General features: G+C 58.2%; 23 protein-coding genes and 2 pseudogenes. 12 read left to right on the top strand and 13 right to left on the bottom strand.

Translation table 11 applies throughout. The features are described 5' to 3' along the window. The first annotated feature begins 64 nt into the window (after window positions 1-64). Window positions 65-571, top strand: a complete 507-nt coding sequence (locus JBE38_RS26920; protein WP_060755402.1) for a GNAT family N-acetyltransferase — start codon at window positions 65-67, stop codon at window positions 569-571. Between the two features lie 31 nt (window positions 572-602). On the opposite strand, the gene JBE38_RS26925 is transcribed toward JBE38_RS26920, so the two are convergent. After that, window positions 603-1,559 carry a GlxA family transcriptional regulator gene (locus JBE38_RS26925; RefSeq protein WP_205345536.1) on the bottom strand — a complete coding sequence of 319 codons (957 nt, stop codon included), beginning with the start codon at window positions 1,557-1,559 and terminating at the stop codon, window positions 603-605. A gap of 157 nt (window positions 1,560-1,716) precedes the next feature. Here JBE38_RS26925 and JBE38_RS26930 point away from each other — a divergent pair, with 157 nt between their 5' ends. Together JBE38_RS26930 and JBE38_RS26935 are read left to right on the top strand one after the other, a co-directional pair. Continuing rightward, the gene (locus JBE38_RS26930) at window positions 1,717-2,394 is read left to right on the top strand and encodes a type 1 glutamine amidotransferase domain-containing protein (protein WP_090371834.1); all 678 of its coding nucleotides are present in this window, start codon (window positions 1,717-1,719) and stop codon (window positions 2,392-2,394) included. 80 nt (window positions 2,395-2,474) lie between these two features. Continuing rightward, entirely contained in the window at window positions 2,475-3,599 is a 1,125-nt protein-coding gene (locus tag JBE38_RS26935) for an alkene reductase (RefSeq protein WP_205345537.1), read from the top strand. On the opposite strand, the gene JBE38_RS26940 is transcribed toward JBE38_RS26935, so the two are convergent. Then, the gene (locus tag JBE38_RS26940; protein WP_205345538.1) at window positions 3,600-4,598 is read right to left on the bottom strand and encodes an NAD(P)H-quinone oxidoreductase; all 999 of its coding nucleotides are present in this window, start codon (window positions 4,596-4,598) and stop codon (window positions 3,600-3,602) included. It abuts the gene before it with no gap. Window positions 4,599-4,750: 152 nt separating this feature from the next. Here JBE38_RS26940 and JBE38_RS26945 point away from each other — a divergent pair, with 152 nt between their 5' ends. Then, a complete protein-coding gene (locus tag JBE38_RS26945; RefSeq protein WP_205345539.1) occupies window positions 4,751-5,140 on the top strand; it encodes a DoxX family protein in 390 nt (129 codons plus the stop codon). Between the two features lie 450 nt (window positions 5,141-5,590). Here JBE38_RS26945 and JBE38_RS26950 read toward each other — a convergent pair whose 3' ends face one another. The 5 genes and pseudogenes from JBE38_RS26950 to JBE38_RS26975 form a co-directional block, all read right to left on the bottom strand. Further along, window positions 5,591-6,409, bottom strand: a complete 819-nt coding sequence (locus tag JBE38_RS26950) for an alpha/beta fold hydrolase (protein WP_126870598.1) — start codon at window positions 6,407-6,409, stop codon at window positions 5,591-5,593. 116 nt (window positions 6,410-6,525) lie between these two features. Next, window positions 6,526-6,741, bottom strand: a pseudogene (locus tag JBE38_RS26955) (protocatechuate 3,4-dioxygenase subunit alpha); the annotation flags it as partial. Between the two features lie 83 nt (window positions 6,742-6,824). Further along, window positions 6,825-7,859, bottom strand: a complete 1,035-nt coding sequence (locus tag JBE38_RS26965; RefSeq protein ID WP_060755395.1) for a methionine synthase — start codon at window positions 7,857-7,859, stop codon at window positions 6,825-6,827. A 26-nt stretch (window positions 7,860-7,885) separates the two neighbouring features. Further along, on the bottom strand, window positions 7,886-8,869 hold the full coding sequence (locus JBE38_RS26970; protein WP_205345540.1) for a DUF1852 domain-containing protein: 984 nt from the start codon (window positions 8,867-8,869) through the stop codon (window positions 7,886-7,888). 244 nt (window positions 8,870-9,113) lie between these two features. Beyond that, on the bottom strand, window positions 9,114-9,515 hold the full coding sequence (locus JBE38_RS26975; protein WP_205345541.1) for a RidA family protein: 402 nt from the start codon (window positions 9,513-9,515) through the stop codon (window positions 9,114-9,116). A 139-nt stretch (window positions 9,516-9,654) separates the two neighbouring features. Here JBE38_RS26975 and JBE38_RS26980 point away from each other — a divergent pair, with 139 nt between their 5' ends. Next, complete coding sequence (locus tag JBE38_RS26980) at window positions 9,655-10,575, top strand: LysR family transcriptional regulator (RefSeq protein ID WP_205345542.1); 921 nt, start codon at window positions 9,655-9,657, stop codon at window positions 10,573-10,575. Between the two features lie 73 nt (window positions 10,576-10,648). Here the strand turns inward: JBE38_RS26980 and JBE38_RS26985 are convergent, their stop codons facing one another. Next, entirely contained in the window at window positions 10,649-11,923 is a 1,275-nt protein-coding gene (locus tag JBE38_RS26985; protein ID WP_240202619.1) for a diguanylate cyclase domain-containing protein, read from the bottom strand. A 370-nt stretch (window positions 11,924-12,293) separates the two neighbouring features. Here JBE38_RS26985 and JBE38_RS26990 point away from each other — a divergent pair, with 370 nt between their 5' ends. The 3 genes from JBE38_RS26990 to gabP all read left to right on the top strand — a co-directional run bounded on the left by JBE38_RS26990 (window position 12,294) and on the right by gabP (window position 17,726). Continuing rightward, on the top strand, window positions 12,294-14,903 hold the full coding sequence (locus JBE38_RS26990; protein WP_205345543.1) for an AAA family ATPase: 2,610 nt from the start codon (window positions 12,294-12,296) through the stop codon (window positions 14,901-14,903). 309 nt (window positions 14,904-15,212) lie between these two features. Further along, complete coding sequence (locus tag JBE38_RS26995; protein WP_205345544.1) at window positions 15,213-15,869, top strand: hypothetical protein; 657 nt, start codon at window positions 15,213-15,215, stop codon at window positions 15,867-15,869. Between the two features lie 432 nt (window positions 15,870-16,301). Further along, on the top strand, window positions 16,302-17,726 hold the full coding sequence (gabP, locus tag JBE38_RS27000) for a GABA permease (RefSeq protein ID WP_205345545.1): 1,425 nt from the start codon (window positions 16,302-16,304) through the stop codon (window positions 17,724-17,726). Here gabP and JBE38_RS28110 read toward each other — a convergent pair. The 3 genes and pseudogenes from JBE38_RS28110 to JBE38_RS27010 all read right to left on the bottom strand — a co-directional run bounded on the left by JBE38_RS28110 (window position 17,723) and on the right by JBE38_RS27010 (window position 20,140). Further along, window positions 17,723-18,160, bottom strand: coding sequence for a methyl-accepting chemotaxis protein (locus JBE38_RS28110; protein WP_240202621.1), 438 nt, complete (start codon window positions 18,158-18,160; stop codon window positions 17,723-17,725). The genes gabP and JBE38_RS28110 overlap by 4 nt on opposite strands. Window positions 18,161-18,259: 99 nt before the next feature. After that, window positions 18,260-19,102 (bottom strand): annotated as a pseudogene (locus JBE38_RS28115) (PAS domain-containing protein); the annotation flags it as partial. A 132-nt stretch (window positions 19,103-19,234) separates the two neighbouring features. After that, window positions 19,235-20,140, bottom strand: coding sequence for an AraC family transcriptional regulator (locus tag JBE38_RS27010; protein ID WP_205345547.1), 906 nt, complete (start codon window positions 20,138-20,140; stop codon window positions 19,235-19,237). Between the two features lie 99 nt (window positions 20,141-20,239). On the opposite strand from JBE38_RS27010, the gene JBE38_RS27015 reads away from it, so the two are divergent. Both JBE38_RS27015 and JBE38_RS27020 read left to right on the top strand, forming a co-directional pair. Continuing rightward, on the top strand, window positions 20,240-20,977 hold the full coding sequence (locus JBE38_RS27015) for an SDR family oxidoreductase (RefSeq protein WP_198763525.1): 738 nt from the start codon (window positions 20,240-20,242) through the stop codon (window positions 20,975-20,977). Window positions 20,978-21,125: 148 nt separating this feature from the next. Beyond that, complete coding sequence (locus JBE38_RS27020; RefSeq protein ID WP_090371802.1) at window positions 21,126-21,977, top strand: LysR family transcriptional regulator; 852 nt, start codon at window positions 21,126-21,128, stop codon at window positions 21,975-21,977. 12 nt (window positions 21,978-21,989) lie between these two features. Here the strand turns inward: JBE38_RS27020 and JBE38_RS27025 are convergent, their stop codons facing one another. Then, window positions 21,990-23,444 (bottom strand): MFS transporter, encoded by a 1,455-nt coding sequence (locus JBE38_RS27025; protein ID WP_205345548.1) that lies wholly within the window; start codon window positions 23,442-23,444, stop codon window positions 21,990-21,992. 245 nt (window positions 23,445-23,689) lie between these two features. Here JBE38_RS27025 and JBE38_RS27030 point away from each other — a divergent pair, with 245 nt between their 5' ends. Beyond that, the gene (locus JBE38_RS27030) at window positions 23,690-24,448 is read left to right on the top strand and encodes an SDR family NAD(P)-dependent oxidoreductase (protein ID WP_090371797.1); all 759 of its coding nucleotides are present in this window, start codon (window positions 23,690-23,692) and stop codon (window positions 24,446-24,448) included. A 200-nt stretch (window positions 24,449-24,648) separates the two neighbouring features. Continuing rightward, a complete protein-coding gene (locus JBE38_RS27035) occupies window positions 24,649-25,230 on the top strand; it encodes a DedA family protein (protein WP_060755381.1) in 582 nt (193 codons plus the stop codon). A 65-nt stretch (window positions 25,231-25,295) separates the two neighbouring features. Here JBE38_RS27035 and JBE38_RS27040 read toward each other — a convergent pair whose 3' ends face one another. Then, window positions 25,296-25,745 carry a GNAT family N-acetyltransferase gene (locus JBE38_RS27040; RefSeq protein ID WP_205345549.1) on the bottom strand — a complete coding sequence of 150 codons (450 nt, stop codon included), beginning with the start codon at window positions 25,743-25,745 and terminating at the stop codon, window positions 25,296-25,298. Window positions 25,746-26,356: the final 611 nt, after the last annotated feature.

The following is a 26,356-nucleotide window of genomic DNA, read 5'->3' on the forward strand; positions in this document are numbered from 1 at the left end:
ATGTATTGGCCTGCCTGCGGGTTTTGTGAACAATGGCGCCCTGTGTTTTTTCACTGAGAGCCCCATGCCTGAAACCACCGTCGAACTGATCCAGACCGGCCCCGACGAAGCCGAGCTGATCCGCAATCTCTACCAGTACTACGCCTACGAGTCCTCGGACTGGGAGCAGGAAGATGTCGAAGCGGACGGCCGTTTCTACATCCACGACGAACATCTGGCCCGTTACTGGCAAGACCCGCAGTGGAGCGCCAACCTGCTACTGGTCGATGGCTACATCGCCGGCTTCCTGCTGATCGAAGGCAGCGAGTTGCCGGGCATCGACGCCCTGGAACTGGCCGACCTGTTCATCCTCAAGCGCTATCGCCGCAAAGGCATCGGCCGCGCCATCGCCACCCAGGTGCTGTGCAGCGGCGAGGCCAATTGGCTGCTGCGTTTCTATGACCAGGACGAAGTGGCCCAGGCGTTCTGGCGCAATGTGCTGGATAACCTGCCGCGCCCGGTGCAAACCCTCGAGCTGGACGATGAACCGCAGTTGGTGAGTTACCTGATCACACGGGCAGCGCTGCACTGACAGCAGGGTTGAGCGTCGAGATGCCCGGCGATCAGGCGCGGGTGCTGCCCGCGTGTGTCGCGAACAGCAGCTGCTGCATCGCCTGCGGCGGTTGCCCGAACGCGCGCAGGAACGCCTGGCGCATGCGCTCGCGATCCCCGAAGCCGGTTTCGCGGGCCACCACTTCGACCGGGTGACGGCTGGTTTCCATCAAGGCCCGGGCCGCCTCCACCCGCAGGGACTCGATGGCCTTGGCCGGGGTTTGCCCGGTTTCTTCACGAAACACCCGGCTGAACTGGCGCGGGCTGAGCCGCGCCACATCGGCCAGGGCTTCCACGGACAAGTCATGGGTCAGGTTCTCGCGGGCATAGGCCAGGGCCAGTTGCACGCGGTCGGACTTGGGGTCCAGTTCCAGCAGTGCCGACAATTGCGACTGCTCGCTGCCACGGCGCTGGGCGATCACAAGTTTGCGTGCGATACGCCGGGCCAGGTCGCTGCCCAGGTCGTTCTCGACCATGGCCAGCGCCAGGTCCACACCGGCACTCATGCCGGCGCCGGTCCACACCTGGCCATCGACGACAAACAACTTGTCTTCTTCCAGGTGGATGTGGGGGTAGCGCTTGCGGAAGGCCGGGGCGTGAATCCAATGGGTGGCGGCGCGCTTGTCGTCGAGCAGCCCGGCTTCGGCCAGCACGAAGATGCCCATGCACAGCGAAGCGATCCGTCGCGACTGCGTGGAGGCGCTCTTGACCAGGGCCGGCAAGTTGGCCTCGGGTAATTGGAACTCCAGGTAACCGCTGACGATCAACGTGTCATAACCCTCAGGCCGCATCGGCGTGGTATTGACCGAAAAGCCCTGGGACGTCATCACGGCACCGCCATGCTCCGACACCAGATGAAACGCGTAGACCGGCTCGCCCTGGAGCAGGTTTGCACACTCGAACACCGAGGCCAGGCTGAGGCTCAGGGATTGGAAGTTCGGGTAAACCAGCAGCGCGACGCTATGCATCGTGTTTCTCCAGGGGCAGGGGCGAGGGATTGTCGGTGGATGGCGGGCAAACGGCAACTGCCACTGTGGCATGTCCGAAAACCTTGCGGATATGACGTTGTGCGGCAACCACCCGGCTCATAAGCTTCAACCCACAGACATCCCGAGGCACTGAACGATGAAAGTATTAATGGTACTGACCTCTCACGACCAGCTTGGCGATACCGGCAAGAAAACCGGCTTCTGGCTTGAAGAGTTTGCTGCACCCTATTACGTATTCAAAGACGCCGGTGCCGAGGTGGTACTGGCATCCCCGGCCGGTGGCCAGCCGCCGCTGGACCCGGTGAGCGATCAACCGGATGCGCAAACCGAGCAGACGCGCCGTTTTGCGGCGGACCCGGCAGCGCAACAAGCCCTGGCCAGCACCCTACGCCTGGACACGGTCAAGGCCGCAGACTTCGACACGGTGTTCTACCCCGGCGGCCATGGCCCGCTGTGGGATCTGGCTGAGTCGCCGACGTCCATCGCACTGATCGAGTCATTCGAACGCGCCGGCAAGCCGATCGGTTTTGTCTGCCACGCACCGGGCGCGCTGCGCCACGTCAAGGCGGTGAACGGCGAGCCGCTGGTCAAGGGCCGCCGAGTGACCGGCTTCTCCAATTCGGAAGAGGCGGCCGTGGGCCTGACCGACGTGGTGCCGTTTCTGGTTGAAGATGATTTCAAGGCCCTCGGCGGCCACTATGAAAAAGGCGCCGACTGGCAGTCTTTTGTGCTCCAGGACGGTTTGCTGGTCACCGGGCAGAACCCGGCCAGCTCCAGTGATGCGGCCAAGGCCCTGCTGAAACTCACCGCTTAACTCACTCAACCTCTCTATTGAATTGGCGACCCGCAAGGGTCGCCAAGGCTTTCGTTCGTGCTGAATCTGGAATCTTGCTGATGATCCACAGTGTTTTAAATGCCCCGATCAAGTTGGGCAACCACACCTTGAACAACCGCATCGTGCTGCCACCCTTGACGCGCCAACGCAGCGCACAACCCGGCGACATCGCCACCGCGCTGATGGCCGAGTATTACCGCCAGCGCGCCAGCGCCGGTTTCATGATCAGCGAGGGCACGCAGATCGAGCCCCGAGGCCAGGGCTATGCGTGGACGCCGGGTATCTACACCCCGGCGCAGATCGACGGCTGGCGCACCGTCACCGACGCGGTCCATGCCGAAGGCGCGGTGATCTTTGCGCAGTTGTGGCACGTCGGCCGTGTCTCGCATAACGCGCTGCAACCGGATGGCGCCGCTCCGGTTGCGCCGTCTGCCATTGCTGCCCAACAAGCGAAAGCCTTTATTGCCACCGGGCCGGGCACGGGTGAGCTGGTGCAACCGCCCGTACCGCGCGCGTTGAGCGTGTTGGAAATCGAAGAACTGGTGGGGCATTACGCCCAGGCCGCCCGCAATGCCCTGGATGCAGGCTTCGATGGGGTGGAGATCCACGCCGCCAATGGTTACCTGGTCAATCAGTTCATCTCCGCCCATGCCAACCAGCGTGACGACGAGTACGGTGGCTCGCTGCACAATCGCTTGCGTTTCCTGCGGGAAATCGTCGAGGCCGTGAGTGCCGTGGTCGGGCCGCAGCGCCTCGGTGTGCGTTTCTCGCCGCTGTTCAGCGGCACGCAGCAGGAGCGGGTGTACATCGGCCTGGTGGAAGACGATCCGCATCACACCTATATCGAAGCGATCAAGGTGCTGCAGGCGTCGGGGGTTGCCTATGTGTCGATCGCCGAGGCGGACTGGGACAACGCGCCGGACCTGCCCGACACCTTCCGTGAAGCGGTGCGCAGCACCTTCAGCGGCCGCATCATTTACGCCGGCCGCTACACCGCTGAACGCGGTGCAAGGCTGGTCGAAGCGGGCCTGGCGGACCTGATCGCATTCGGACGTCCGTTCATTGCCAACCCGGACCTGCCGCAACGGATCTTCAACGGCTGGCCGCTGAATCCGCTGCGCGCTGAAGGCTTGTATGGCGGGACGCAGGCGGGGTACACCGATTACCCGGCCTACGCCGAATAATCAGGCGACCCGCAACACAATCTTGCCAATATGGTCGCCACCTTCCATCCGCGCATGGGCTTGGGCGGCCTCGGTGTAGTTGAATACCTGGTCGATCATCGGCACGCAACGTCCCGCTGACAGCGCCGGCCAGACGTGTTCGCGCAACTGCTCGGCAATCGCGGCTTTCTCTTCGCGGGTGCGCGGGCGCAGCAGCGAGCCGGTGATGTTGGCGCGCTTGGCCAGGATGGTCAGCAGGTCGACGTCATGGGCCTTGCCGCCGCCGAGGAAGCCCAGCATCACCAGGCGTCCGTCCATCGCCAGGGCCTTGAGGTTGTTGTTGAGGTAAGAGGCGCCCATGATGTCGAGCACCACATTCACCCCTTGGCCGCCGGTTTTTTCGGCGATGACCTGAGCGAAATCCTGTTCGCGATAATTGATCGCCTCGGCTCCCAGCTGGGTGATGGCGGCGCATTTGTCGGCGCTGCCGGCGGTGGCAAAAGGCTGGATGCCGAATTCGCGACACAGCATCAACGCGGTGGTGCCGATGCCGCTGGTGCCGCCGTGGATCAAGGCGCGCTGGCCCTTGTGCGCACCGCCCAGGCCGAACAGGTTGGCCCACACCGTGAAGAAGGTTTCCGGGATGGCGGCGGCATGAATCCAATCCATGCCGTCGGGAACCGGCAACGCCTGGCTGGCAGGCACGCTGCAATATTGCGCGTAGCCGCCGCCATTGGTCAGCGCGCACACCTTGTCGCCCACGGCGTAGGTCGTCACGCCGTCGCCCAGCGCCACCACTTCACCCGCCACTTCAAGCCCAGGAATCGGGCTCATGCCAGGTTTCATCGGGTACTTGCCGGCACGTTGCAGGGCGTCGGGGCGGTTGACCCCGGCGGCATGCACACGGATCAGGATTTCGCCGGCGGCCGGGGCGGGCACCGGTGCCGAACGTGGCTTGAGCACCTCGGGGGCGCCAGGGCTGGTGATTTCAATCAACGTCATGTCTTGAGGCAGGGACATCGTGCGATTCCTGTAGTCGTGGACCTATAAAGTGGGACTACCTTACGCGGCCGTTGATTCAATCGGAACCCTTTCATGTGAGCACATGGCTGCAAGCCAATGGGCGGTGGCTGCAAGACAATCGTCCTGGTTTCCCTAGACACGAGGTGCGTATGAACGAATCAAGACATCAGGATATCGGGCTGCTGTTTTTGCGCGTCAGCGGGGCGTTGTTCTTGCTGTGGGTCCATGGTTTGCCGAAGTTGCTGGACTACAGCGCGCAGCTGAAAGTGATCGAGGACCCTTTTCACTTGGGCGCCAACCTCACCTTGCTGTTGGCGATTTTCGCCGAGGTGCTGTGCCCATTGCTGATCATCGCCGGGGTGCTGACCCGCCTGGCGTGCTTGCCGATCCTGGCTGTGCTGCTGATTGCGATGTTGGTGGTGCATCCTGAGTGGACGCTGTTCGAGGGGCAGTTCGGCTGGTTGCTGCTGATCATCTTCACCAGCGTGTTGATCAGTGGGCCGGGCCTTTTGGCGTCGGGCCTGAATAAGAGCGCCTGAATAAAAAAGGGCCGGGCAAGCCCTAATGCCAGTCAGTCAAGAGAACCTGTCGCGACCAGACTCTGTAGTGAGCGGGCTTGTCCCGCGCTGGGTGGCGCAGCCGCCCCAACAAAGACGCCACGGTATTTCAGAAGGACCGAGGCGCCCGGGTTTGGGGCGGCTGCGCCACCCAGCGCGGGACAAGCCCGCTCACTACAGATGATGTGTTCTACATCCCACCATTTAACTGGCTGGCAGCAGATGTTCATTGAATGCCTGGGCGTGCGTAACCCTAATGCCAGTCAGTCAAGGCTTAACGCTGTCACTGTGGGAGGGGGCTTGCTCCCGATAGCGGTGAGTCAGTCGATAAACTGCTGACTGACACACCCTCATCGGGAGCAAGCCCCCTCCCACAAGTTATTCATCGTCCGTGGCATCTGGGCGAGCCCGACCAAATGAGGAGACGGTGTTTCAGCGGTTCAGGAACGCCAGCAGATCTTCATTCAATGCCTGGGCATGCGTAACGGCGAACCCGTGGGGTGCGTCCTTGTACACCTTGAGCTCGGCCCCTTTGATCATCTGGGCGGCGACCTTGCCAGTGGTCTCGAACGGTACGATCTGGTCACCGTCGCCATGGATCACCAGAGTCGGTACGTCGATCTTGGCCATGTCCGGGCGGAAGTCGGTTTGCGAGAAGGCGGTGACGCAATCCACGGTGGACTTGAGCGAAGCTTGCAGGGCGATCTGCAAGGTCTGGGTGAGGACGCCGTCCGAGACTTTCTGGCCCTTGTTGAGGCCGAAGAACGGCGCATTGAAGTCGGCGATGAACTGCGCACGATCCTTGAGCAGACCGACTTTGATGCCATCGAACACATCGGTCGGCACACCCTGCGGGTAATCCGGTTTCTGGCCGAACAGCGGTGTCACGGCGCCCAGCAGCACCAGGCCGGCTACGCGGGCAGTGCCATGGCGTGCGATGTAGCGGGATACATCGCCTCCGCCCATGGAGAAGCCCACCAGGGTCACCTCCTTGAGGTCCAGATGGTTGATCAACTGGGCAATATCATCGGCGAAGGTGTCGTAATCGTTACCGGTCCACGGTTGATCCGAGCGGCCGAAACCCCGGCGGTCAAACGCGATGGTGCGAAAGCCGCGGCTGCTCAGGTATTCCATCTGGTATTCCCACATGTCGGCATCCAGCGGCCAGCCGTGGCTGAACAACACGGGCTTACCGCTGCCCCAGTCTTTGAAATAGATCTGTGTACCGTCTTTGGCTACGAATGTACTCATGCAAAACTCCTCGGATGGGGGCAAGTGGCTCAGCGCACTATCGTGTGAAACCGGACCGAGGTCTTGTATGCCTGTGCTCGGTTGAACGTTTCAGGCACCAAGGTGTTGCTTGGGCGTCAGAAATCGAAAAACACGGTTTCTGCTGCGCCTTGGACGTGAATATCGAAGCAGTAAGCCAACTGGCCATCCACGGTACAGCGCTTGGCCATCAAGGGGGCGCGACGATGGGGCTGCTCAATCAGGTTCAGTACCGGGTCCAGTGCATTGGCCTCAGGTTCGTCGTCGAAATATAGACGGGTTTGCAGATGAATGTTAATGCCGCGCGACACCAGTGGCGGGCTCATCGACACGCTATAAAACGACTGGCAGGTGAAACCAATCGGTTCGCCATCGACGTGTGACGAGATGACCGTGCTCAGCGTGCGTTCAGAAGCTCTCTGCGAACGATCTCTGCGCCAGCACTCAACGCGTTCAATTTGCCCCTGGCGACGCGACGCGGCAGGGGCGCCATACCACAGTTGGTGCAGGGGTAGAGCTTGTCGGCATCGACGAATTGAAGTGCTTTGCGCAGGGTATTGGCCACTTCCTCGGGCGTTTCAATGGCATGGTTGGCCACGTCAATGGCGCCGACCATGACTTTCTTGCCTCGAATGAGTTCGATCAGCTCCATGGGGACATGGGAGTTGTGACACTCCAGCGAAACGATATCGATGCTGGATTTTTGCAGCTTGGGAAAGGCTTCCTCGTACTGTCGCCACTCCGAGCCCAGTGTCTTCTTCCAGTCGGTGTTGGCTTTGATGCCATAGCCGTAGCAGATATGCACGGCGGTTTCGCATTTAAGCCCTTCAATCGCCCTTTCCAGCGTGGCGACACCCCAGTCGTTGACTTCATCGAAAAACACGTTGAATGCCGGCTCGTCGAATTGAATGATGTCGACCCCGGCAGCTTCCAGCTCCTTGGCCTCCTGGTTGAGAATTTTGGCGAATTCCCAGGCCAGCTTTTCACGGCTCTTGTAATGAGCATCGTAGAGGGTATCGATCATCGTCATCGGGCCCGGCAGGGCCCACTTGATAGGCTGCCCGGTCTGCTGGCGCAAGAACTTGGCGTCTTCAACAAAGACCGGCTTTTTCCGAGCGACGGCGCCCACGACTGTCGGCACGCTCGCATCGTAACGATCACGAATCCTGACCGTCTCGCGGTTTTCGAAATCAACGCCGTCGAGGTGCTCGATGAAGGTCGTCACGAAATGCTGACGCGTCTGCTCACCATCGCTGACGATATCGATTCCGGCCAACTGTTGTTCATGCAGCGACAGGCGCAGGGCGTCGTGCTTGCCCTCAACCAGTTCATCACCTTGCAATTTCCACGGTGACCAGAGCGTCTCGGGTTGAGCAAGCCAGGCAGGCTTGGGCAAGCTGCCGGCGGTAGAAGTGGGTAACAGTTTTTTCATGAAAAATGACCTTGGCTTTCAATTAATCAAAGAGCGCAACTGACAGACCACTGCTCAAGTACGGCTTGATAGGGCTTGATAAATTGTTCTTGGGCAAACTTTCCTTGCTCGATCGCCAGCCGACTGCGTTCTTCTCGGTCGTACACGATCCGAGTCAAGGAGTAGTCCTGGTTCTTCAGGCTTGGCTGATAGGATTTTCCGGCCGCCGAGTTAGCGTTATAGATCTCCGGCCGATAGATCTTCTGGAAGGTATCCATCGTGCTGATGGTGCCAATCAACTCAAGGTTGGTGTAATCGCCCAGCAGATCGCCTGAGAAATAAAACGCCAGCGGCGCAGCGCTGTTCGGTGGCATGAAATAGCGAACCTTCAAGCCCATCTTCTTGAAATACTCATCCGTCAATGAGTACTCATCCTGCACGTACTCAAAGCCCAGCACTGGGTGCTGATTCTCGGTTCGATGGTAGGTTCTGGCGCTGGAAATGCTCAGGCAAATAACCGGCGGTTTGTCAAAGTGCTGCTTGTACGTCGTTGAATTGACGAAGCCCTTGAACAGCTTGCCGTGCAAATCGCCAAAGTCTTCTGGCGTACTGAAACCGGACTGGTTTTTGTTGTGCTCCAACAACCGCACACTGAAATCATAGTCGCGTATGTAGGAGGAGAAGTTGTTACCCACGATGCCGTTGATGCGCTCACCGGTGTGTCGATCGACAATCGTAGTTTTCAACACTTCAATCAACGGGACCGCATTGTCTCGGCTTTGCGCGTCGATACTCATTGCGGCGGAGATGATCTCCAGCTCGACCTTGTAACGATCACCCGTGGGGTTATCCCAGTGCGCCAGCGCATTGAAGCGGTTGTCAATCATCTTCAAGGTGTTGCGCAAATTCGCTTCACGGCTCTCACCCCTGGCCAGATTGGCGAAGTTGGTCGTGATCCGGGTGTTGTCTGAAGGCGTGTAATGCTCATCAAAGCAGACGCTTTTGATAGAAAATGTGAGTTCTTCGTTCATCGTGCCTTGCACCCCGTTTTTACCTGCCAGAACTGAATGGGCTGATTGCCTTTCAGTTCTGGCCAATAGTCTGTTTTCTCCCGTGGCAGCCTTCAGGGCGCCTCAGTGAAGAGCTGCCGGTATTTTATGGAGGGGGCTGCATGAACAAAAACGAATTGATTTCAATAATGTATTAGTCGCGCTCATGATCAAGTGGGCATTTTGCAACCGAGCCGACGCCCTGTTGCTGATGGAAACGCGCGTGCTAGCGGACCTCCGGTAGTTTGGCGATCACCTTGATCTCGAAGTCGAAGCCGGCCAGCCAGGTCACGCCGATGGCGGTCACTGTGGAGTAGGGCGCTTCGCCCCAGTACTCAGCCGCTACTTCCCAGATCGTTTCGAACTTCGAGTCGGGGTCGAGCATGAAGATGGTCGTGTCGACCACATCGTCGAAACTGCTGCCGGCTTCTGCCAGGATCGCGTTGAGGTTGGTGAAGGCCAGGCGCACCTGTGCCGCGAGGTCCGGCTCGGCCGAACCATCCTTGCGGCTGCCGACCTGGCCGGATACGAACAGAAAGCCATTGGAACGAATCGCCGGCGAATAGCGGTGCAGTTCGTACAGTGCATGGCGGTCAGGCGGGAAAACGACATCACGTTTAGGGGTCATGGCCTAGCTCCTTCAGGGCCATCGCGGCCCGTTGTTCAAGAGGGAGCCACTGTAGAAAGGCCGCCGGCCTGGATAAACCAGCAACTCTGGTCATGATTGTTTGTAGAATCCAAACTATCCCGACCTATTGAGGCGTGAAATGGACCGTTTCGATGCGATGCAGGCCTTCGTCCGAGTGGTGGAAACCGGCAGTTTCACCAAGGCGGCAGCCACCCTGCACATGAGCAAGACCAGCGTGACGCAGCTCGTCCAGCAACTGGAGGCAAGGCTGCGCGTACGCCTGCTCAACCGCACCACACGCAAGGTCAACATCACCGCCGATGGCGCGGCCTACTATGAACGCGTGATCCGGCTGCTGGCCGATATGGACGATGCCGAGACCAGCTTGTCCAGCGCATCGACTGCGCCCCGCGGCCGATTGCGAGTGGACGTGCCCAGCCCGCTGGCGCGCATGGTATTGATACCCGCCTTGCCAGGCTTCTATGCACGCTACCCGGAAATCCAGCTGACCATGGGCGTGAGCGATCGCATCATCGACATCATTGGCGAGAACATCGACTGCGTAGTCCGTGGCGGCGAGATCACCGATCAATCCCTGGTGGCACGGCATGTGGGGGACCTCAAGCTCGGCATCTATGCCACGCCAGGCTACCTGCAGCGCTTCGGCAAGCCGGCGCATCCGCGTGAGCTGGAGGATGGCCGGCACAGTACGGTCGGCTTTCTGTGGTCGCGTACAGGCAAAGCCTTGCCCTACAGCATGCAGCGGGGCGAAGAGATCATCGAGGTCCAAGGCCGCCCGTTGTTGATCACCGACGATGGCAATGCCTACCTTGCCGCAGGGCTGGCGGGCCTGGGCGTGCTTTGGCTACCGCAGTACATGGCCAAACCGCACCTTGCCAGCGGCGAGCTGCTGCCGCTGTTCGAGGAATGGCAGATGGAACCGATGCCGATGTATCTGGCATTCCCGCCCAACCGTCATGTCAGTACCAAGGTGCGGGTATTTATCGACTGGGTCATAGAGTTGATGGCCGAACATGCACCGGTCGTTGCGAGGGGGTGATGCTGACAGCGTGCGGTTATGGGGCAGCGCTGAATTCGACTACAAGTCTCTGCGCTTTGCGTGGGTAGCTGAGTCAGCCGTTGCGGGCGCGCAGTACCTGAGTCTGCGCCTGGCCCAGGCGGTACTGGTTGTCGCCGCTGCGCTTGGCCTCGTACATCGCCAGATCGGCGACATGAATCAGTTGGTCGCGCGTCTGCGCGTGATCGGGGAAGAGGGCGATGCCCAGGCTGACGCCGACTACCTGCTGCGTGTTACCCAGGCAGATGGGGGCGTCCAGCGAGGCCAGCAATCTCTGCGCGATCATCCGGGCCTCGTCTTCGGGGGCGCGTTCGGCCGATAGACCTTCGAACACGGTGACAAACTCGTCGCCGCCCAGCCGCGCCACACTGTCCGAGTTGCGCAGCGTTTCGTGCAGGCGGGTCGCGGTGGTCTTCAAGACCTGATCGCCGGCCGCGTGGCCAAGGTTGTCGTTGATCGCCTTGAAGCCGTTGAGGTCGATGAACACCAGTGCAACCCGACTGTGGTTGTGCCGGGCCAAAGCCAGGGCACTTTCCAGGCGTTCCTCGAACGTTAAACGGTTAGGCAGGCCGGTCAGCGGGTCATGGTGGGCTAGCCGGTGCAATTGATGGGCCCATGCTTTTTCCTCGGTGATATCACGCACCACACCCATCATCTTGATGGGCGTGCCAAGTGCATCCTTGATCACGTTTCCGGTCTCGCGCAGCCAGCGCAGCGTACCGTCCGGCCAGACCACCCGATATTCCTCGTCGTGGTTCTCGCCGGTTTCGATGCAGCGTAATTCGCCGGCACGCACACCGGCCCGATCGTCCGGATGAACCGCATTGCAGAACAGCTCGTAGCTGGGTGTCACTTCATCGACCGAATAGCCGAACATGCCGAAGATGGCGTCGGACCAGTACAAGCGGTTGGTGTCGATGTCCCAGTCCCAGGTGCCGATGCGAGCGAAATACTGGCTGCGCTGAAAGCGTTCGGCCTCGACCAGAACCGGACGGATCAACAGCCACTGCGTTGCATGGGGCGTGCTTTGCTGGCTGATGTGCAGCGCACGTGGCTGGCCATCGTCGCCCGTAACCTGCACCGTGCCGGCGGGTGCGGTCAACGGAGGCAGGCGTTCTCGCAGGCGCAGGCCCAGCAGCGGCGTGCGGGTATAACCGAGCAATTCGGCGGCGGCCGGGTTATGCCAACGCACTCGGCTATTGCGGGCCAGTTGTAATATGCCCACGTCCAAATCTGCCAGCAGCGCGCAGTGTTCCTGGCGTTGGCGGTGGAGTACCCACAGCAGGGTCAGGGAGGGTAGGGCGGCGAGCAGGACGAACAGGGCAATCATCGGGTACCGACCAATTCGAGGGGCTAGGCAATGGGGTTATTATGCATATCTTTTGATGGCAGTTTGCCCATAAGCGCGGTCAGCCCTCATATTTGCTGCTTGGCACGGATCATTCGAGCGCGGTGTGAGCTGGGGGCGGTGGGAAGCAATAGCAGGTTGCGATAGGGTGCTTTCGGCCAAAAGCAGTCATTCGAGCGTGTCTATAAAATGCATGAAGACTCAGTCGGAACTGATAAACCCTTTTGGGAACTGGTGGACGGCGAACGCGCTCAGCTAGCTATTTCTCTCCAGGGGCTGCATCCTCGGAACGGTTGGTAATGTCGATTGGCCAGTTGTTGGCCTGGTGCATCAAGCTGTTCATGGAGGAATCATGTCGATATTGAATGACGTACTGCTCTGGTCGGAAAAAGACCTATCTCTTTGGCTTCGAGATGCAGCCAGAAGGCTGCTGCTCAATGAACAATTGGGCCCTCAGGATTTCCGTGATTTTTACGCGCTTCTGAAGCATGAAAACGACATTGAAGTCGTGGAGGGCCTTCAGGCAAACCCGCTCAGTGCCGATCACATACCCGCGGGTGGTGAGGCGGCATTAAGCGTCACGCTCAAGTCGATGAGTGATCTGGAAAACGTCAATAGAATTATGCCAGGCCAAGTCCTTACCTTTGAGGAGAAGGGCGTAACCGTGATTTATGGCGGTAATGGCGCCGGGAAGTCTGGTTATGCGCGAGTATTGAAACATGCCTGCCGTGCTCGAGACAGGGGCGGTGAGATACTCGGTGATGTTACCAAAGCGGCGGTTGGCGCCGGTAAACCTAAGGCGACGTTCACCGCTTCGCTGAACGGGGTAGCTCAGACGTTTCATTGGACAAGTGGGTCGGTGCCCCCTCCACAGCTTTCTTATGTGAGTGTATTCGATACCTCTTGCGCAAGCGCCTACCTAATAGAGGGCGATGCAGCGTATCTCCCGAGGGGATTAGACGTGGTTGAGGCTCTGGCTAGTAAGGTTGTGCCAGAGGTCTTAGCCTTAATGAATCACGAGTTGAAGGGAATTGACGTCTCGCTCGACATTCTTGCCGGGTTCAATAAAGAAACTGCCGTCGGCAGGTTGCTCGAAAACTTTGGAGAAAAGACAAGTAGGGAGAGTATTGTCCGTTTGGGCACGCTTTCGCAGGAAGAGCGAGACAGGCTCAGTAATCTGGAGTTAGCGATAGCAGAGCCCGATCCCATATTGAAATACCAAAGTTTGAAGACTTCTGCCGCTCACATCAAAAATCTTGCAGAAACAATTCTGAAGAAAGAAAAGTACACGACGGGGAAGGCCTTAGATAAGCTTAAGCGTTTGGTTAAAGAATCGTGCGATGCTACAGAGGGCGTGGATGCTGCTGCACGAGCGCTTAGGGTCGAAGATGATCTCTTGCCAGGCTCTGGTGAAGCTATTTGGAAAGAATTGTTTCTTGCTGCGCAGAAGTACTCTACAAGTGTTGCATATCCAGGTCATGACTTCCCTAATTATGAGGAAGATGCTGTCTGTGTGCTCTGTCAACAATCGGTAGAACCAGCCGCAGAAAGAATGCGCCGGTTCAATGATTTTATAAAAGAAAATGCAACTAAGCTTGCTTCGGAGAAAAAAACAGCGCTTGATGATGTTCTGGATCAGATAGATCGCTCAAATTTGGATTTCGGCTTTAGCCAAGCCCTGGCAGTAGAGCTAGGGGGAGAGGCAGAAGGGTTGGCCGACCGACTTAAGAACTATCAAGATCAAATTAATGGCTACAAAGCATGGATGTTGAAAGCAGCCCGCTCTGTAAATTTTGACGACGTCCCAGACCTAGATGCTAGTCCAGTTAGCGAACTTCGTAAAGTTGCAGCCATTAAACTTTGGAAAGCTAGATTCTATAAAAAGGCGTCGAATCCCGAAAAGCTCAAAAAGCTATCAAATGAGTTAGCCGAACTGAAGTCTCGTGCAGCTCTTGCTCTGATAGTTGAGGCTGTACTTGCCCTTCATGGTCGTATTATCTATCGTACCAAGCTTGATGGGTGTAAGGGGCAATTGAATCCTAGAGCTATTTCAGCAAAATCTAAAGATATAGCGGGGAAAATAATAACTGACTCCTTGAGAAAAGCTCTCGATGAGGAGTTTATCAAACTGGGTATCGGCCATATAAAAACCAAGCTCAAGGAAAGAGTTGATCGCGGCACCGTAAAATTTACGCTGTTGCTCGATCTGCCTGCTGCAAAAAAAATAGAGCAAGTTCTGAGTGAAGGTGAGCAGCGAGCGGTTTCGCTTGGAGCATTTTTAGCGGAACTTAAACTTTCGGATCACCGAGGTGGGATTATATTTGATGATCCCGTATCGTCTCTTGATCACGTGAGGCGACGTCAAGTTGCTCGAAGATTAGTTGAGGAAGCTGCTTTTAGGCAGGTGATTGTTTTGACGCATGATATATCCTTTCTGAGTGAATTAATCGACTCGTTAGGGGAGGCGAAAGAGATTCCTTACCTTGTTCACCATCTAGAATGGGTGGGAGATGCTGCTGGAGTAGTCAAGCAGGGGTTACCGTGGGATAAAACTGGATATAAAGAACGGATTCGCCAGCTTGAAGCTAAAGTAAAAAAAATGGAGCCATGGCCCGTTTATCCAGGCGAAGAATTAGTGCGAGATGTGCGAATTCTTTATAGCGACATACGTGCAACGGTAGAAAAGGTCGTAGAGGATGTCGTATTAAATGGAGTTGTTACTAGGTTTAGTGACATGGTTGGTGTCGGGAATTTGCATAAGATTACGGGGCTTCGAAAGCAAGACGCTGATGATATTGTAATTTTGTGGAAAAAGGGCCATAGAATGACAGAGGCGCATCTTCAGGCCATGAATAAAGACATGCCAGTAGCGGGATTGGAAGAAATCAAGACGGATGTTGCATCTATTCAACTACTAGTAGATAACGTCAACAAATATCGTGCTAAACCCGCCGAGGCGTGATTGCTTCATAAGCCCGGCGTAAGCCGGGCATCACCGAAATTCTTTGATTCAGAACTCCACATCTATGATCAGCTCGGACGGATTGCACCCCCCCGTGCTGCTGAAACAGTCAGGGACAGATCATGTATTGATACTGCTGGTAGACCGCACTCTACAGCTTTGCTGGCACAGCGGTCAGGAGTCGGCCAAGAGCAGACAATCAACTACACTTTATTGAAGATCTCGCTACAGGCAATATTTGACTTTAGCTCCGTATCTTGTTAGGCAGAATAAGTAGTTTCCTTTTTTGAACCGACGGACGGAATATTCATGACGCAAGAGAAGCACGGAATCCAAATCTTTGATCAGACGGGAGGCCCTGTCCTAGAAATTGGACCGCATCTCGTTCGAGAGAATTCTGAGTTTGCTGAGAAAATAGGCATAATCGCCGCATCATGGGCACAGGCAGAGGTTAATTTGAATTGCCTATTCGCAGTCCTACTAGATAAAACTCCGGAAGAGGCCGCGAATCAGCTCAAAAAATACAGAAGCGCAGCGAGAGCGGCAGATGGAGCAAGGAAGCTCGCTGCGGAATACCTGACAGGAGCAGAGCTTGAGTCCGTCACAAAAGCTCTGAACCAACTCGATTTGGTACGGTTACGACGTAATCGAGTGCAGCATGACGTATGGGCTAAGAAAGGCGACGACAATCAAACAATGTTTGCCATTCACTCGGATCAATACTTAGCTTTCACTACCAACGTTGTAGCGGCAACAGAGTCAGCGATCCCTGAAGGCGAAAAAAGTGAGATAGTCATAAATCTAGCGAACGAGTTCGCGGCGACAATAACAAAAGGCCACACCATTAGAGACCTTCAAGAAATTGACCACGAGTTGAACCTTGCAAGCAAGTCTCTCATGGAGGCGATGTTCTTCCGTATATCACAGCGTTTGAAGGAAAAAGGTGCTGCGCCGAGTCAGCGTTAAATCTCGACGACAGTCCGCTTCTGGCCGAAAGTAGCCGTTCATTAGCATCCGTTTTTAACCATTTCCTCCCAACCATCAGAAGGTCGAAATCCGTAAACACCACACTCTCAGCAATCCCCCTCGTTAAAAGAGCACTCAACAACACAAGATAATTCTCGCCAGCCCCTTGTGACCCACTGGTTCCAACCTTTAACAACCCCCCCCTGACGTGTCGATATCAGACATGACCACGACGCAATTAGGCTACTCAGTCAGCGCAAGGGCCAAGTACTGTGAAGTGTCTTTCCACCAAACCGACCACATCATGACAATGGGTCCGATAAAAACTGCGGCGCTTGCACGGGCCTCTTCCGGGAAGCTCATCAGGCAGCGATAGTCATCGTTAACTGACTCCATCCGCCAAATGTCGATCAGCAGAGAATAAAAAAACCAATGATCAGCCCGAACTCAATGGATTCGAGTAGCCAATTGGCGCAGGGCTTCAAGCCTCGTCATGTCACCATGTTGTCCATCGCCGGAATCATCGGCGCCGGGTTGTTCGTGGGCTCCGGCCATGCCATTGCGGCGGCGGGCCCGGCGGTGCTGCTGGCTTATCTCTTCTCGGGGCTGCTCGTGGTGCTGGTCATGCGCATGCTCGGCGAAATGGCGGTGGCCAATCCGGACACCGGCTCGTTCTCCACCTATGCCGACCAATCCATCGGGCGCTGGGCCGGTTTCACCATTGGCTGGCTTTACTGGTGGTTCTGGGTCCTTGTGATTCCTATCGAAGCGTTGGCGGCCGGGTATGTGTTGAACCAATGGTTTGCGCAGGTCGATGCCTGGCTGTTCGCGTTGGGATCGATCATTGCGCTGGTGGTGACTAACCTGTTCAGCGTGTCCAAGTATGGTGAGTTCGAGTTCTGGTTCGCTATGGCCAAGGTGGTGGCGATCATCGGGTTCATCGGTGTCGGCTTTGCGGTGTTGATGGGCTGGGTGCCCGATCACGAGGTCAGTGGGCTGAGCGGCCTGATGGCCGAGCACGGCGGGTTTGCGCCCAACGGCCTGTCGGCGGTGGTCGGCGCTTTCATCACCATCATGTTCAGCTTTATCGGCACTGAAGCGGTGACCATCGCGGCAGCCGAATCGAATAACCCGGCGCAGAATATCGCCAAGGCCACGCGCTCGGTGATCTGGCGTATCGGCGTGTTTTACCTGCTCTCGATCTTCGTGGTCATCTCCGTAGTGCCCTGGAATGACCCGCTGCTGGCCTCGGTAGGTTCTTATCAGCGCGCCCTGGAAATCATGAACATCCCCCATGCCAAGTTCATGGTCGATGTCGTCGTGCTGATTGCCGTGGCCAGTTGCATGAACTCCTCGATCTACATCGCCTCGCGCATGTTGTATTCGCTGGGGCGTCGTGGCGATGCGCCCAAAGTCCTGAAGGCGACTTCTGCGGCAGGCGTGCCGCGTGCAGCGGTGATTGCCAGCACCGTGCTCGGTGCGTCGATCACCGTGTGGAGCTACTTCATGCCTGCCGGACTGTTCGAGTTCCTGCTGGCCAGTTCCGGTGCGATTGCCTTGCTGGTGTACCTGGCGATTGCGGTCTCGCAGTTGCGCATGCGCCGTCTGTTACGTCAGCGCAATGTCGAGCTGACTTTCCGCATGTGGCTGTTTCCATGGCTGACGTGGCTGGTCATTGTGTTCATCTGCGCAGCGCTGGCGGTGATGATGTTCACCCCGGAGCACCGTACCGAAGTCACCACCACCATTGGCTTGGCCCTGGCGATTTCTTTTATCGGCTTGATGACGTCGCGCAACCCCGCGCAGACGGCAAGCGTCGCGTCAGCGAGGTCGACTTCCGACCCCGTCGCTCGCTAAGCCAACTGCGTCGCAAACCGGCCCACCGCATCGACCACTTGCTTGGCGCCGTCCTGAATTTCAACAATCACCTGGCCTGCCTGTGTGGCCAGTTCAAGACCTTGCTCAGCCTGGTTCTTGCTGTTTGCCATCTCAGCGACGGTCTCATCCACCAGCTTCTGGTTTTGCAAGACGACCGAGGCGATTTCTTCGGTGGCCGTGCTGGTGCGTCCAGCCAGTTGGCGAACTTCATCCGCCACCACCGCAAAACCTCGTCCTTGTTCACCTGCGCGAGCCGCTTCAATCGCAGCATTCAAAGCCAGAAGATTGGTTTGCTGGGCGATGCTGCTGATCGTCTGGATAATCGAGCTGATCAACAGTGACTGTTTGCCAAGCGCTTCGACTCCCCCGGACGCAGCCTGCATATCAACGGCGATTTTACGCATGGTGTGCATCGTGTCGTTGACCACGACTGCGCCGCGTTGAGCGCTGACATCCGTTTGCTGAGATATTTCAAATGCGGTCTGGGCCGCTCCGCTGACTTCCTCTTCACGGGCGACCTGATCGGTCACCACCGTGGCAAATTTCACCACTTTGCAAAGGTTGCCTTCGGTGTCGTAAACCGGGTTGTAGGTGGCTTCCAACCATACGGTTTGGCCGTGACTGTCTAAACGTTCAAACCGGCCGGCCACAAATTCACCCCGGTTCAACGTTGACCAGAAATCCTTGTAGGCCTGGGACGAAGTTTCCTCTGGTTTACAGAAAATACGGTGATGGCTGCCTTTTGCTTGTGCCAGGCTGTAGCCCATCGCCTGTAGAAACCTGTCATTGGCCGTGAGCACATGCCCGGAAAGATCGAACTCGATCACTGCCGTCGAGCGAAGCAATGCCTCAATGAAAGAGGCGTTTTCCGAGGCTTTTTCTACGCGGGAGGTAATGTTCGTGGCGTAGCACGTGATGTGGCTCAACTGGCCGCTCTCATCCGTGATGGGCTGCCAATGGGCATGAATCCACACTAACGAGCCATCCGCATGCAGGTACCGGTACTCGTCGGTGATGGACTTGCCTGCGGCCACTGCCGCGCGAAAGTTATGAAAGCATGGCAGCTTGGAAACGTACTGCGGCACTATCTCGGCCATGGGGCGGCCTGTCAGCCGGTCCGGGGTATAGCCCAGCGCATTGGCAAAATTTTCGTTGCAGGCCGTAATTTTGAAGGTGGAATCGATACTTAGCCTCAGCATTTCACGGTTCAAACCATCGCGCAGTTGGCGCAGCTCCGACAGCTCGCTTGCCTGCGCTTCAAGCTGCTTCTTGAACTTGTTGTTGAACATGGGAAACCGCCTCTTGAGTGATACCAATCCTATCGGCCTATCAAGGTGCATATTGAGGCCATCCATGGGAAAAACGGATTCAGATGAACACAGCGTAGTTGAGCAAAATTTTTGTGAAAGTCCGAAATTGCGTAAGCCGATCCCCCTTGTCCTTAGCGTGACGAGAAACAGCTGCCAGGCCACTATTGTTTCCGGGGATCATTCAGCGATGACTGCTTGCCAATAGCGTCCAGGCGTAATGCCCGTATAGCGTGTAAAGGCAACACTGAAGGCGCTCACGGAGCTGTAGCCGACCCGTTGCGCGATTTCGGCAATGCTGTCGTCTCGTGTACGCAGCAGGTTTTTGGCCAGGGCCATTCGCCACGTCAGCAGATAGGTCATGGGGGCCATGCCCATCGCTTGTTTGAAGCGCTCGAAGAAGGTGGAGCGGGAGAGGGCCGCTTCTCGGGCCAGTTGCACCACTGTCCATGGCTGGTTCGGGCGCTCATGAATTCTGCGTATTGCCACCGCCAGACGTTCGTCCGCGAGCCCGCGCAACAGGCCGGCGGGTGCGGTTTCGGTGGTGGTAGAGCGCAGGGCTTCGATGAACAGCACTTCAAGCAGGTGTGCCAGGATGACATCCCGCCCCGGGCGCTGCCCACGCGCTTCCTCGGTGAGCAGTTCCACCAGCACGGTCAGTCGGCGTTCGCCGCGAACGTGGATCAGTTGGGGCAGCAGGGTTATCAGTAACTCAGCGTCGGGCGAGCCGAAGGTGCAGTGGCCTACCAGTAATTGAACGTCGGCCGCAATATCGGGTGTACCCACCAGGATGTGCCGCGGCCGTAACTCTACAGGCACGGTATCGGCGTCTTCGGCGGCCAGCGGCTCGACACTCATCATCGTGAAATCGTAGGCGGCCGGGATCAGCACAAAGTCGCCGGCTTGCAAACTCAGGGCCGGATTCCCGGCCACTGAAAGCCTGCAACCCCCTTCGAGAATCGCGCAGTAAAAGGGTTGCCCGTACACCGAGCGTCGAACGCGCCAAGCGCCGGCACCGGTGACGACCTTGGATAGCGAGGCACCGGGTTGCAGCAGGGTGACGACTTCGGTGAGCGGGTCGAACATCTCGGACTCCTGCGAAAGATTCGCGGACTGGCGATGATATTAAGTCCGACCACGACAGCCTATCGTTGCAGTCCTGTCAATCAACGAATGGAAACCTCCATGAAGACTGTGCTGATTACCGGCTGCTCCTCCGGCTTTGGTCTGGCCACCGCGCAATATTTTCTCGAGCGTGACTGGAAGGTCATTGCGACGATGCGCAACCCGAACGAAAAACTCTTGGAGGCCTCCGAGCATTTGCGCGTGCTGCCCCTGGACGTCACAGACCCCGACAGCATTCAACAGGTTGTAGAGGCTGCCGGCCCCATCGATGTGCTGGTCAACAATGCCGGTATCGGTTTGCTCGGGGCCCTTGAAGGCATCTCGATGCAAGCGATTCGTGGCATTTTTGAAACCAACACCTTTGGCACCATGGCGATGACTCAAGCGGTGCTACCGCAGTTTCGGCAACGTAAGTCCGGGGTTGTGGTCAATGTCACCTCAAGCGTCACGATGAAGTCGTTACCCCTGCTAAGCGTGTATACCGCCAGCAAGGCTGCGGTGAATGCCTTCACCGAGTCTCTGGCGCTGGAGCTTGAACCGTTCAATGTTCGGATGAGCCTGGTGCTGCCGGGGCGGGCTCCCACGACAGACTTCGGTAAAAATGCGCAACCACGAATGCAAGGGAGCATCCCAGAGGCGTACTCCGATCTGGCGCAGCGGGTGTTTACCGAGTGGTCGCAATCCACTGTCGTCACTGAGGCCCAAGACGTCACCGAAGCGATATGGCGTGCAGCGAACGACCCCACCTCACCGATGCGCATTGCTGCTGGAGCTGATGCCATTGCTCTGGAGCGTTAGCGCAGGCCCTCTGCATAAAATTGAAAAAACCGAGGTTCGTGTTCAAGCCCCTGCTGCGGTTAATGGCTTCAAGGTTTGAGGCTCGGGGGATTGCCGCGAGATAGCCATTGTTGCAACCTCACCGTTCATTTTGGTGTGGGGGTGAGACATGGACTGGAGTGACCTGCGGATCTTCCTGGCGATTGCCCGCAGCGGCTCGCTGGGTGGCGCCGCCAGGCAGTTGGGGGTCAGTCACCCGACGGTCGGGCGGCGCTTGCAGGTGCTTGAGCAAACCTGTGGGCAAGCGCTTTTCCTGCGCACGGCCCAAGGGCTGGTGCTGACGGACAGTGGCGAGAAGATTCTCAGTCTGGCCCAGGACATGGAGCACAGCGCCCTGGCGATCGAGCGTCGGCTGGCGGGGCAGGGCGATCAACCGGAAGGTCTGTTGCGCATATCCTCCGCCGACTGGTTTGCCTGCCATGTGTTGTCGCCGGTCCTGAGCGAACTGGTGCAGCGGTATCCGTTGATCGTTCCCGAAGTGATCGCCGGGCATCGGCTGTTCGACCTTGCCCGCCGGGATGCCGACATTGCTTTCCGGATCGTGCCCTTCACCGAACCCGACATCGTCCATCGCAAGCTGACAACCTTGCCGTACGGGCTCTACGCCGCCTTGCAGGCCCCGGCGCCGCATCCGGACGGCGAGGGCCTGGGCCTGATCCTTATGAACGTCGCCCAGGCCCATTACCCGGACGTGCAATGGCTGCAGCAACGCTATCCGCTGGCTCACACCGTGTTCACCAGTAGCAGCCGCACGGTTCAGGCGCAGATGTGCGCCAGCGGGCTTGGCGTTGCCGTATTGCCCCGCGTGCTCGGCGATTCGGTGCCGGGGCTGCGCCTGCTGGACGAAGACCAGCCACCGCCAGGGCGGGACATCTGGATGGGGTATCACCAGGACATGCGCCAGATGGACCGGCTGCGCGCGCTGGCCGACCTGGCGTCCAGCATGATCGGCGCGGGCTAGCGCCGAAGCGTCTCAGCTCGAACCAACAGCCGACGCCTGCGGGCCCTGCGCTGGCTGGCGTGCCAACGTCAGGCTCAGCGCAGCCCCCACGGCCAGGCAGGCGGCGATGCACAGCACCGAGACCGTGAAGGCGTGGGTGATGCTGGCCGCCGTTGCCGGTTCCCCCAGCAAGGTATAAAAAATGCCGCCGATCAGGGCGACGCTTAGCGATGTACTGATTTGCAACGTGGCACTGGTGATGCCGGCAATCATCCCGGCATACGCCGGCGCGACCCGGCCGGTGACCATGCGCATCAACGTCGGCAGGGCCAGCCCTTGGCCGAGGCCGATCAAGAACAGGATGGCCGCCAGGGACGTGAAGGGCGGGGCGAGGGTGCTCGGTGTCACTGAGATGAGCCAGCCCAGCCATAGCAGTCCGAATACTTCCAGGCCCATGCCGACGGGGTTCACGTAGCCCCCGAGTACGCGCCTGAGTAGCGGCACCGACAGGGGGCCGATCAGGAAGCCTGCGCCGAACGGCAGGAAAATCAGGCCGGCATGCAGTGCGCTCATCTGCAATGCGCCTTGCAGGTACATCGAAAACATCAGGAAAAATACACCGATTGAGTAGAAGCACAGCGCGACCAGTAAGGCGCGGCCCAACCCCGGCGCCTTGAGTGCGGCGGGGGCGAGGATGGGGTTCCCGCCAGCGAGGTGCAAGCGGGTCTCGTATCGCCAGAACAACACCGCCAGCACTGCGCAAGCGACGAGCGACAGCCAGGCCCACAACGGCCATCCCGCTTCGCGGCCTTCAATCAAGGGCACGACCAGGGCGGTCAGGGTCAGCATCGACAACGCCGTGCCTACCAGGTCCAGCTTGCTCGCGTGCAGCGCTCGGGTTTCTTTGAGCACCGGCATGCCGAATGCAATGACCAGCAACGCGATCGGCAGGTTGACCAGGAATATCGCACGCCACCCCATGCCCCACAGGTCGACCGCCATCAAGACGCCGCCCAGCGCCTGACCGATGACCGACGCCAGACCGAACACGGCCCCATACAGACTCAATGCCAAGGCTCTTTGTGACGCCGGGAAAATCGCCTGCACCGATGCGAGCGCCTGAGGCGCCATCACGGCAGCGGTCACGCCCTGCAAGGCTCGCCCAAGGATCAGGATCCAGGGCGAAGCCGCCAGGCCGCACATCAGCGACGCGGCGGCGAAGCCCAGCAGGCCGAGGAAGAACATCCGCCCGCGACCGTACAAGTCGCCGAGCCGCCCGCCGGTAATCAGCGTCACGGCATAGAGCGTTGCATAGGAAGAGATCACCAGTTGCTCGGCGGAAGACCCTGTACCCAGGTCCTCCTGTATCGAGGGCAGCGCGACGTTAACGATAAAAAAATCCAGCGGCGGCAAAAACGCACCGACGAGCAAGATGGCGAACATCAACCAGCGCCGCGGCTCGGGCACTTGGATTTCGATTGGGGACATGACAGGCATCCTGTGTGGAAACTCAGGTTTGACGATGAGTAAAACGCCGGGCTGGGTGCGCGCAGGTTTCTCGCCCGCTCGCGCCGAGCCGATGGATGCCAATTTAGGCGATCGCTCTGGGGCTTTCGCCTTACAAAACTGCACGGCCATTGTTCATTCGTGTCAGTGCCGCTTTGCTGCGACGAGCCTCACCATAGACAAGGTCGTTTCACGCGACTTCGTTATCAATGACGCAGGAGTCAGACATGTCAGGTAAATTCAGAGAGCAGGTTGCCGTCGTGACCGGCGGGTCCACGGGGATCGGATTTTCCATTGCGCAAGCCTTGATCGCCGAGGGCGCCAAGCGCGTTTACATCACTGGACGGACAGCGGACACGCTGGAGGCGGCGGTTGCCAGACTCGGCGACAAAGCTGTCGCGGTGGTTTCCGACGTCTCGCGCCAGCCGGATCTGGATGCACTCAAGACGACAATTGAAACACGGGATGACCGGCTGGACGCCGTGTTCGCAAATGCCGGGATCTGTGAGAAAAATCCGCTCGGAGAGACCAGTGAGGCCGCTTACTACGCACTGTTCGACGTGAACGTCAAAGGCGTTTTTTTCAGTGTTCAAACGCTTCTTCCGTTAATGAAAGACGCTTCGTCCATCGTCTTGACCGCTTCGATCTGTTCCAGCAACGGCATGGAAGGGCTGAGCCTGTACAACGCTTCCAAGGCCGCGGTGCGATCGTTTGCACGCACATGGGCCAATGAACTCAAGCACCGCAAAATCCGTGCGAATGTGTTGAGCCCCGGCTTTACCCGTACACCGCTGATGGACAACGGACTGAAAATGAGCGACATCGACATCGCTGCACTGCGCCAGTACGTCGAACAAATCACACCATTGGGCTACATGGCGCAACCTGAAGAAATCGCCAGTGCGGCACTGTTTTTGGCCTCCGACGACGCCAGATACGTGAACGGCGTGGAGTTGATGGTCGACGGTGGTTTGTCGCAAATCTGAAGTCTCATCGAACCTCATACGAACCTACTCAGGAGCGGGGACTGGCGTCGGCGCGCACCACCAGCCAGATCCCTGGGGCGCGCGCGATGCAGAAATCGTTTCAACTGCAGGTAACGGAACTTGCTGTGATTGCCACCGAACTAACGTAGCTGGATATTCATGAACAACCGGACGTGCTCGCATTCCGCAAGAGAGATCGCATGCTCGAACATCTAGACCTCAATGCGCTGATAGCCGTCTACGGCTACTGGGTCATTTTTATCGGCTGCCTGCTGGAAGGCGAAACCGTTCTGATCCTCGGTGGAATGGCTGCCCATCAGGGCACCTTGCAAACGCTGCATGTGATCGGTTGGGCCACGCTGGGCGGCCTATTGGGTGATCAGTTGCTGTTCTGGACCGGGCGTTATTCCGGTGAGCGCTTGCTGCCGAAACTCAAGCGACATCGCTCTGCAATCGAACGGGTCGAGGGCCTGATCCACCGCCACCCCATGACGTCTGTATTCGCCGTACGCTTTCTCTACGGAATGCGCCTAGTAGGCCCCATGGTGATAGGCGCAAGCGGTCTGGCCCCCTGGCGCTTCGCGCTGATCAATGTGCTGAGTGCGGCGATCTGGGCAACCCTGTTCGTTGGCGCCGGATATTGGGCCGGCGAGGCGTTACAGCATTTGCTGGGTGATCTGAAACCGTATCGCCTGCCGATCTTTCTCGGGGTGTTGGCACTCGTCGCCCTCACGGCGGTAGTGCGGCATTGGCGTCGTCGAGCCAAGGCTTCGCAACGCTGAGGCGGAAAATAAATCCGTCCCTTTTTGGGTCGTGAGCGGCAGCTACTGGTACTGAAAGCAGGCTCTCAAGCAGTCAGCTGCTTTTCCATCGGCTGATAGACCAGCCCGGCAAACTCGCCTACGTCCCCCGCCAACGTAAAACCGTAACGTTCATAAGCGGCCACTGAGGACAACGACGCCCTCACCGTCACCACATTGGTCCGGGCCTGCTCCAGCGCCGCGTTCACGAGGCGCCTGCCAACGCCACGGCGCTGCGAGCCCGGTGTAACGAACAGCATCGTCACATGTCGCCCTTCCTTGAGCTCGATCAGCCCCGTCAAGCGTCCCTCTGCGACACAAACCAGCATCAGGTTGTCACCCACCATTCGTTCGGCAAACGCCTGCTGTGCGGCCACCTTGACGAAGGTTTCCACGCCCTGCGCCGACAGCGAGGGCGCAACCGCGAGCATGAACGCCTCCAGGCACAGGGCGTTGGCGCCGGGTAAGTCATCGTGAGTCATCTCGCGTATCTGCATGGTCGTCGTCCGTGATTTGAGGGGGGTGTTTATAACAGAACGTCCAGACTTGTGGTGCTTGCTCCCGATAGCGGCGTGTCAGTCAGCTTATTTGTGACTGGTGCCCCGCTATCGGGAGCAAGCCCCCTCCCACAGGGTTATGCGGTGTGCAGGGCGCCAGCGCTTGATAATGCAGGTTACTCATGCGGCACAAGTGGAATGAGGGTTGGCTTGCCTGCTCACAATTTGTGGGAGGGGGCTTGCTCCCGACGGCGGCGTGTCAGTCAGCTTATTTGTGGCTGATGCCCCGCTAATGGGAGCAAGCCCCCTCCCACAGGGTTATGCGGTGTGCAGGGCGCCAGCGCTTGATAATGCAGGTTACTCATGCGGCACAAGTGGAATGAGGGTTGGCTTGCCTGCACACAATTTGTGGGAGGGGGCATGCTCCCGATGGCGACCTGTCAGTCAGCTTATTTGTGACTGATGCCCCGCTAATGGGAGCAAGCCCCCTCCCACAGGGTTATGCGGTGTGCAGGGCGCCAGCGCTTGATAATGCAGGTTACTCATGCGGCACAAGTGGAATGAGGGTTGGCTTGCCTGCTCACAATTTGTGGGAGGGGGCTTGCTCCCGA

The organism is Pseudomonas sp. ICBG1301 (genome assembly GCF_016918385.1).
Taxonomy (GTDB): Bacteria; Pseudomonadota; Gammaproteobacteria; order Pseudomonadales; family Pseudomonadaceae; genus Aquipseudomonas; species Aquipseudomonas palleroniana.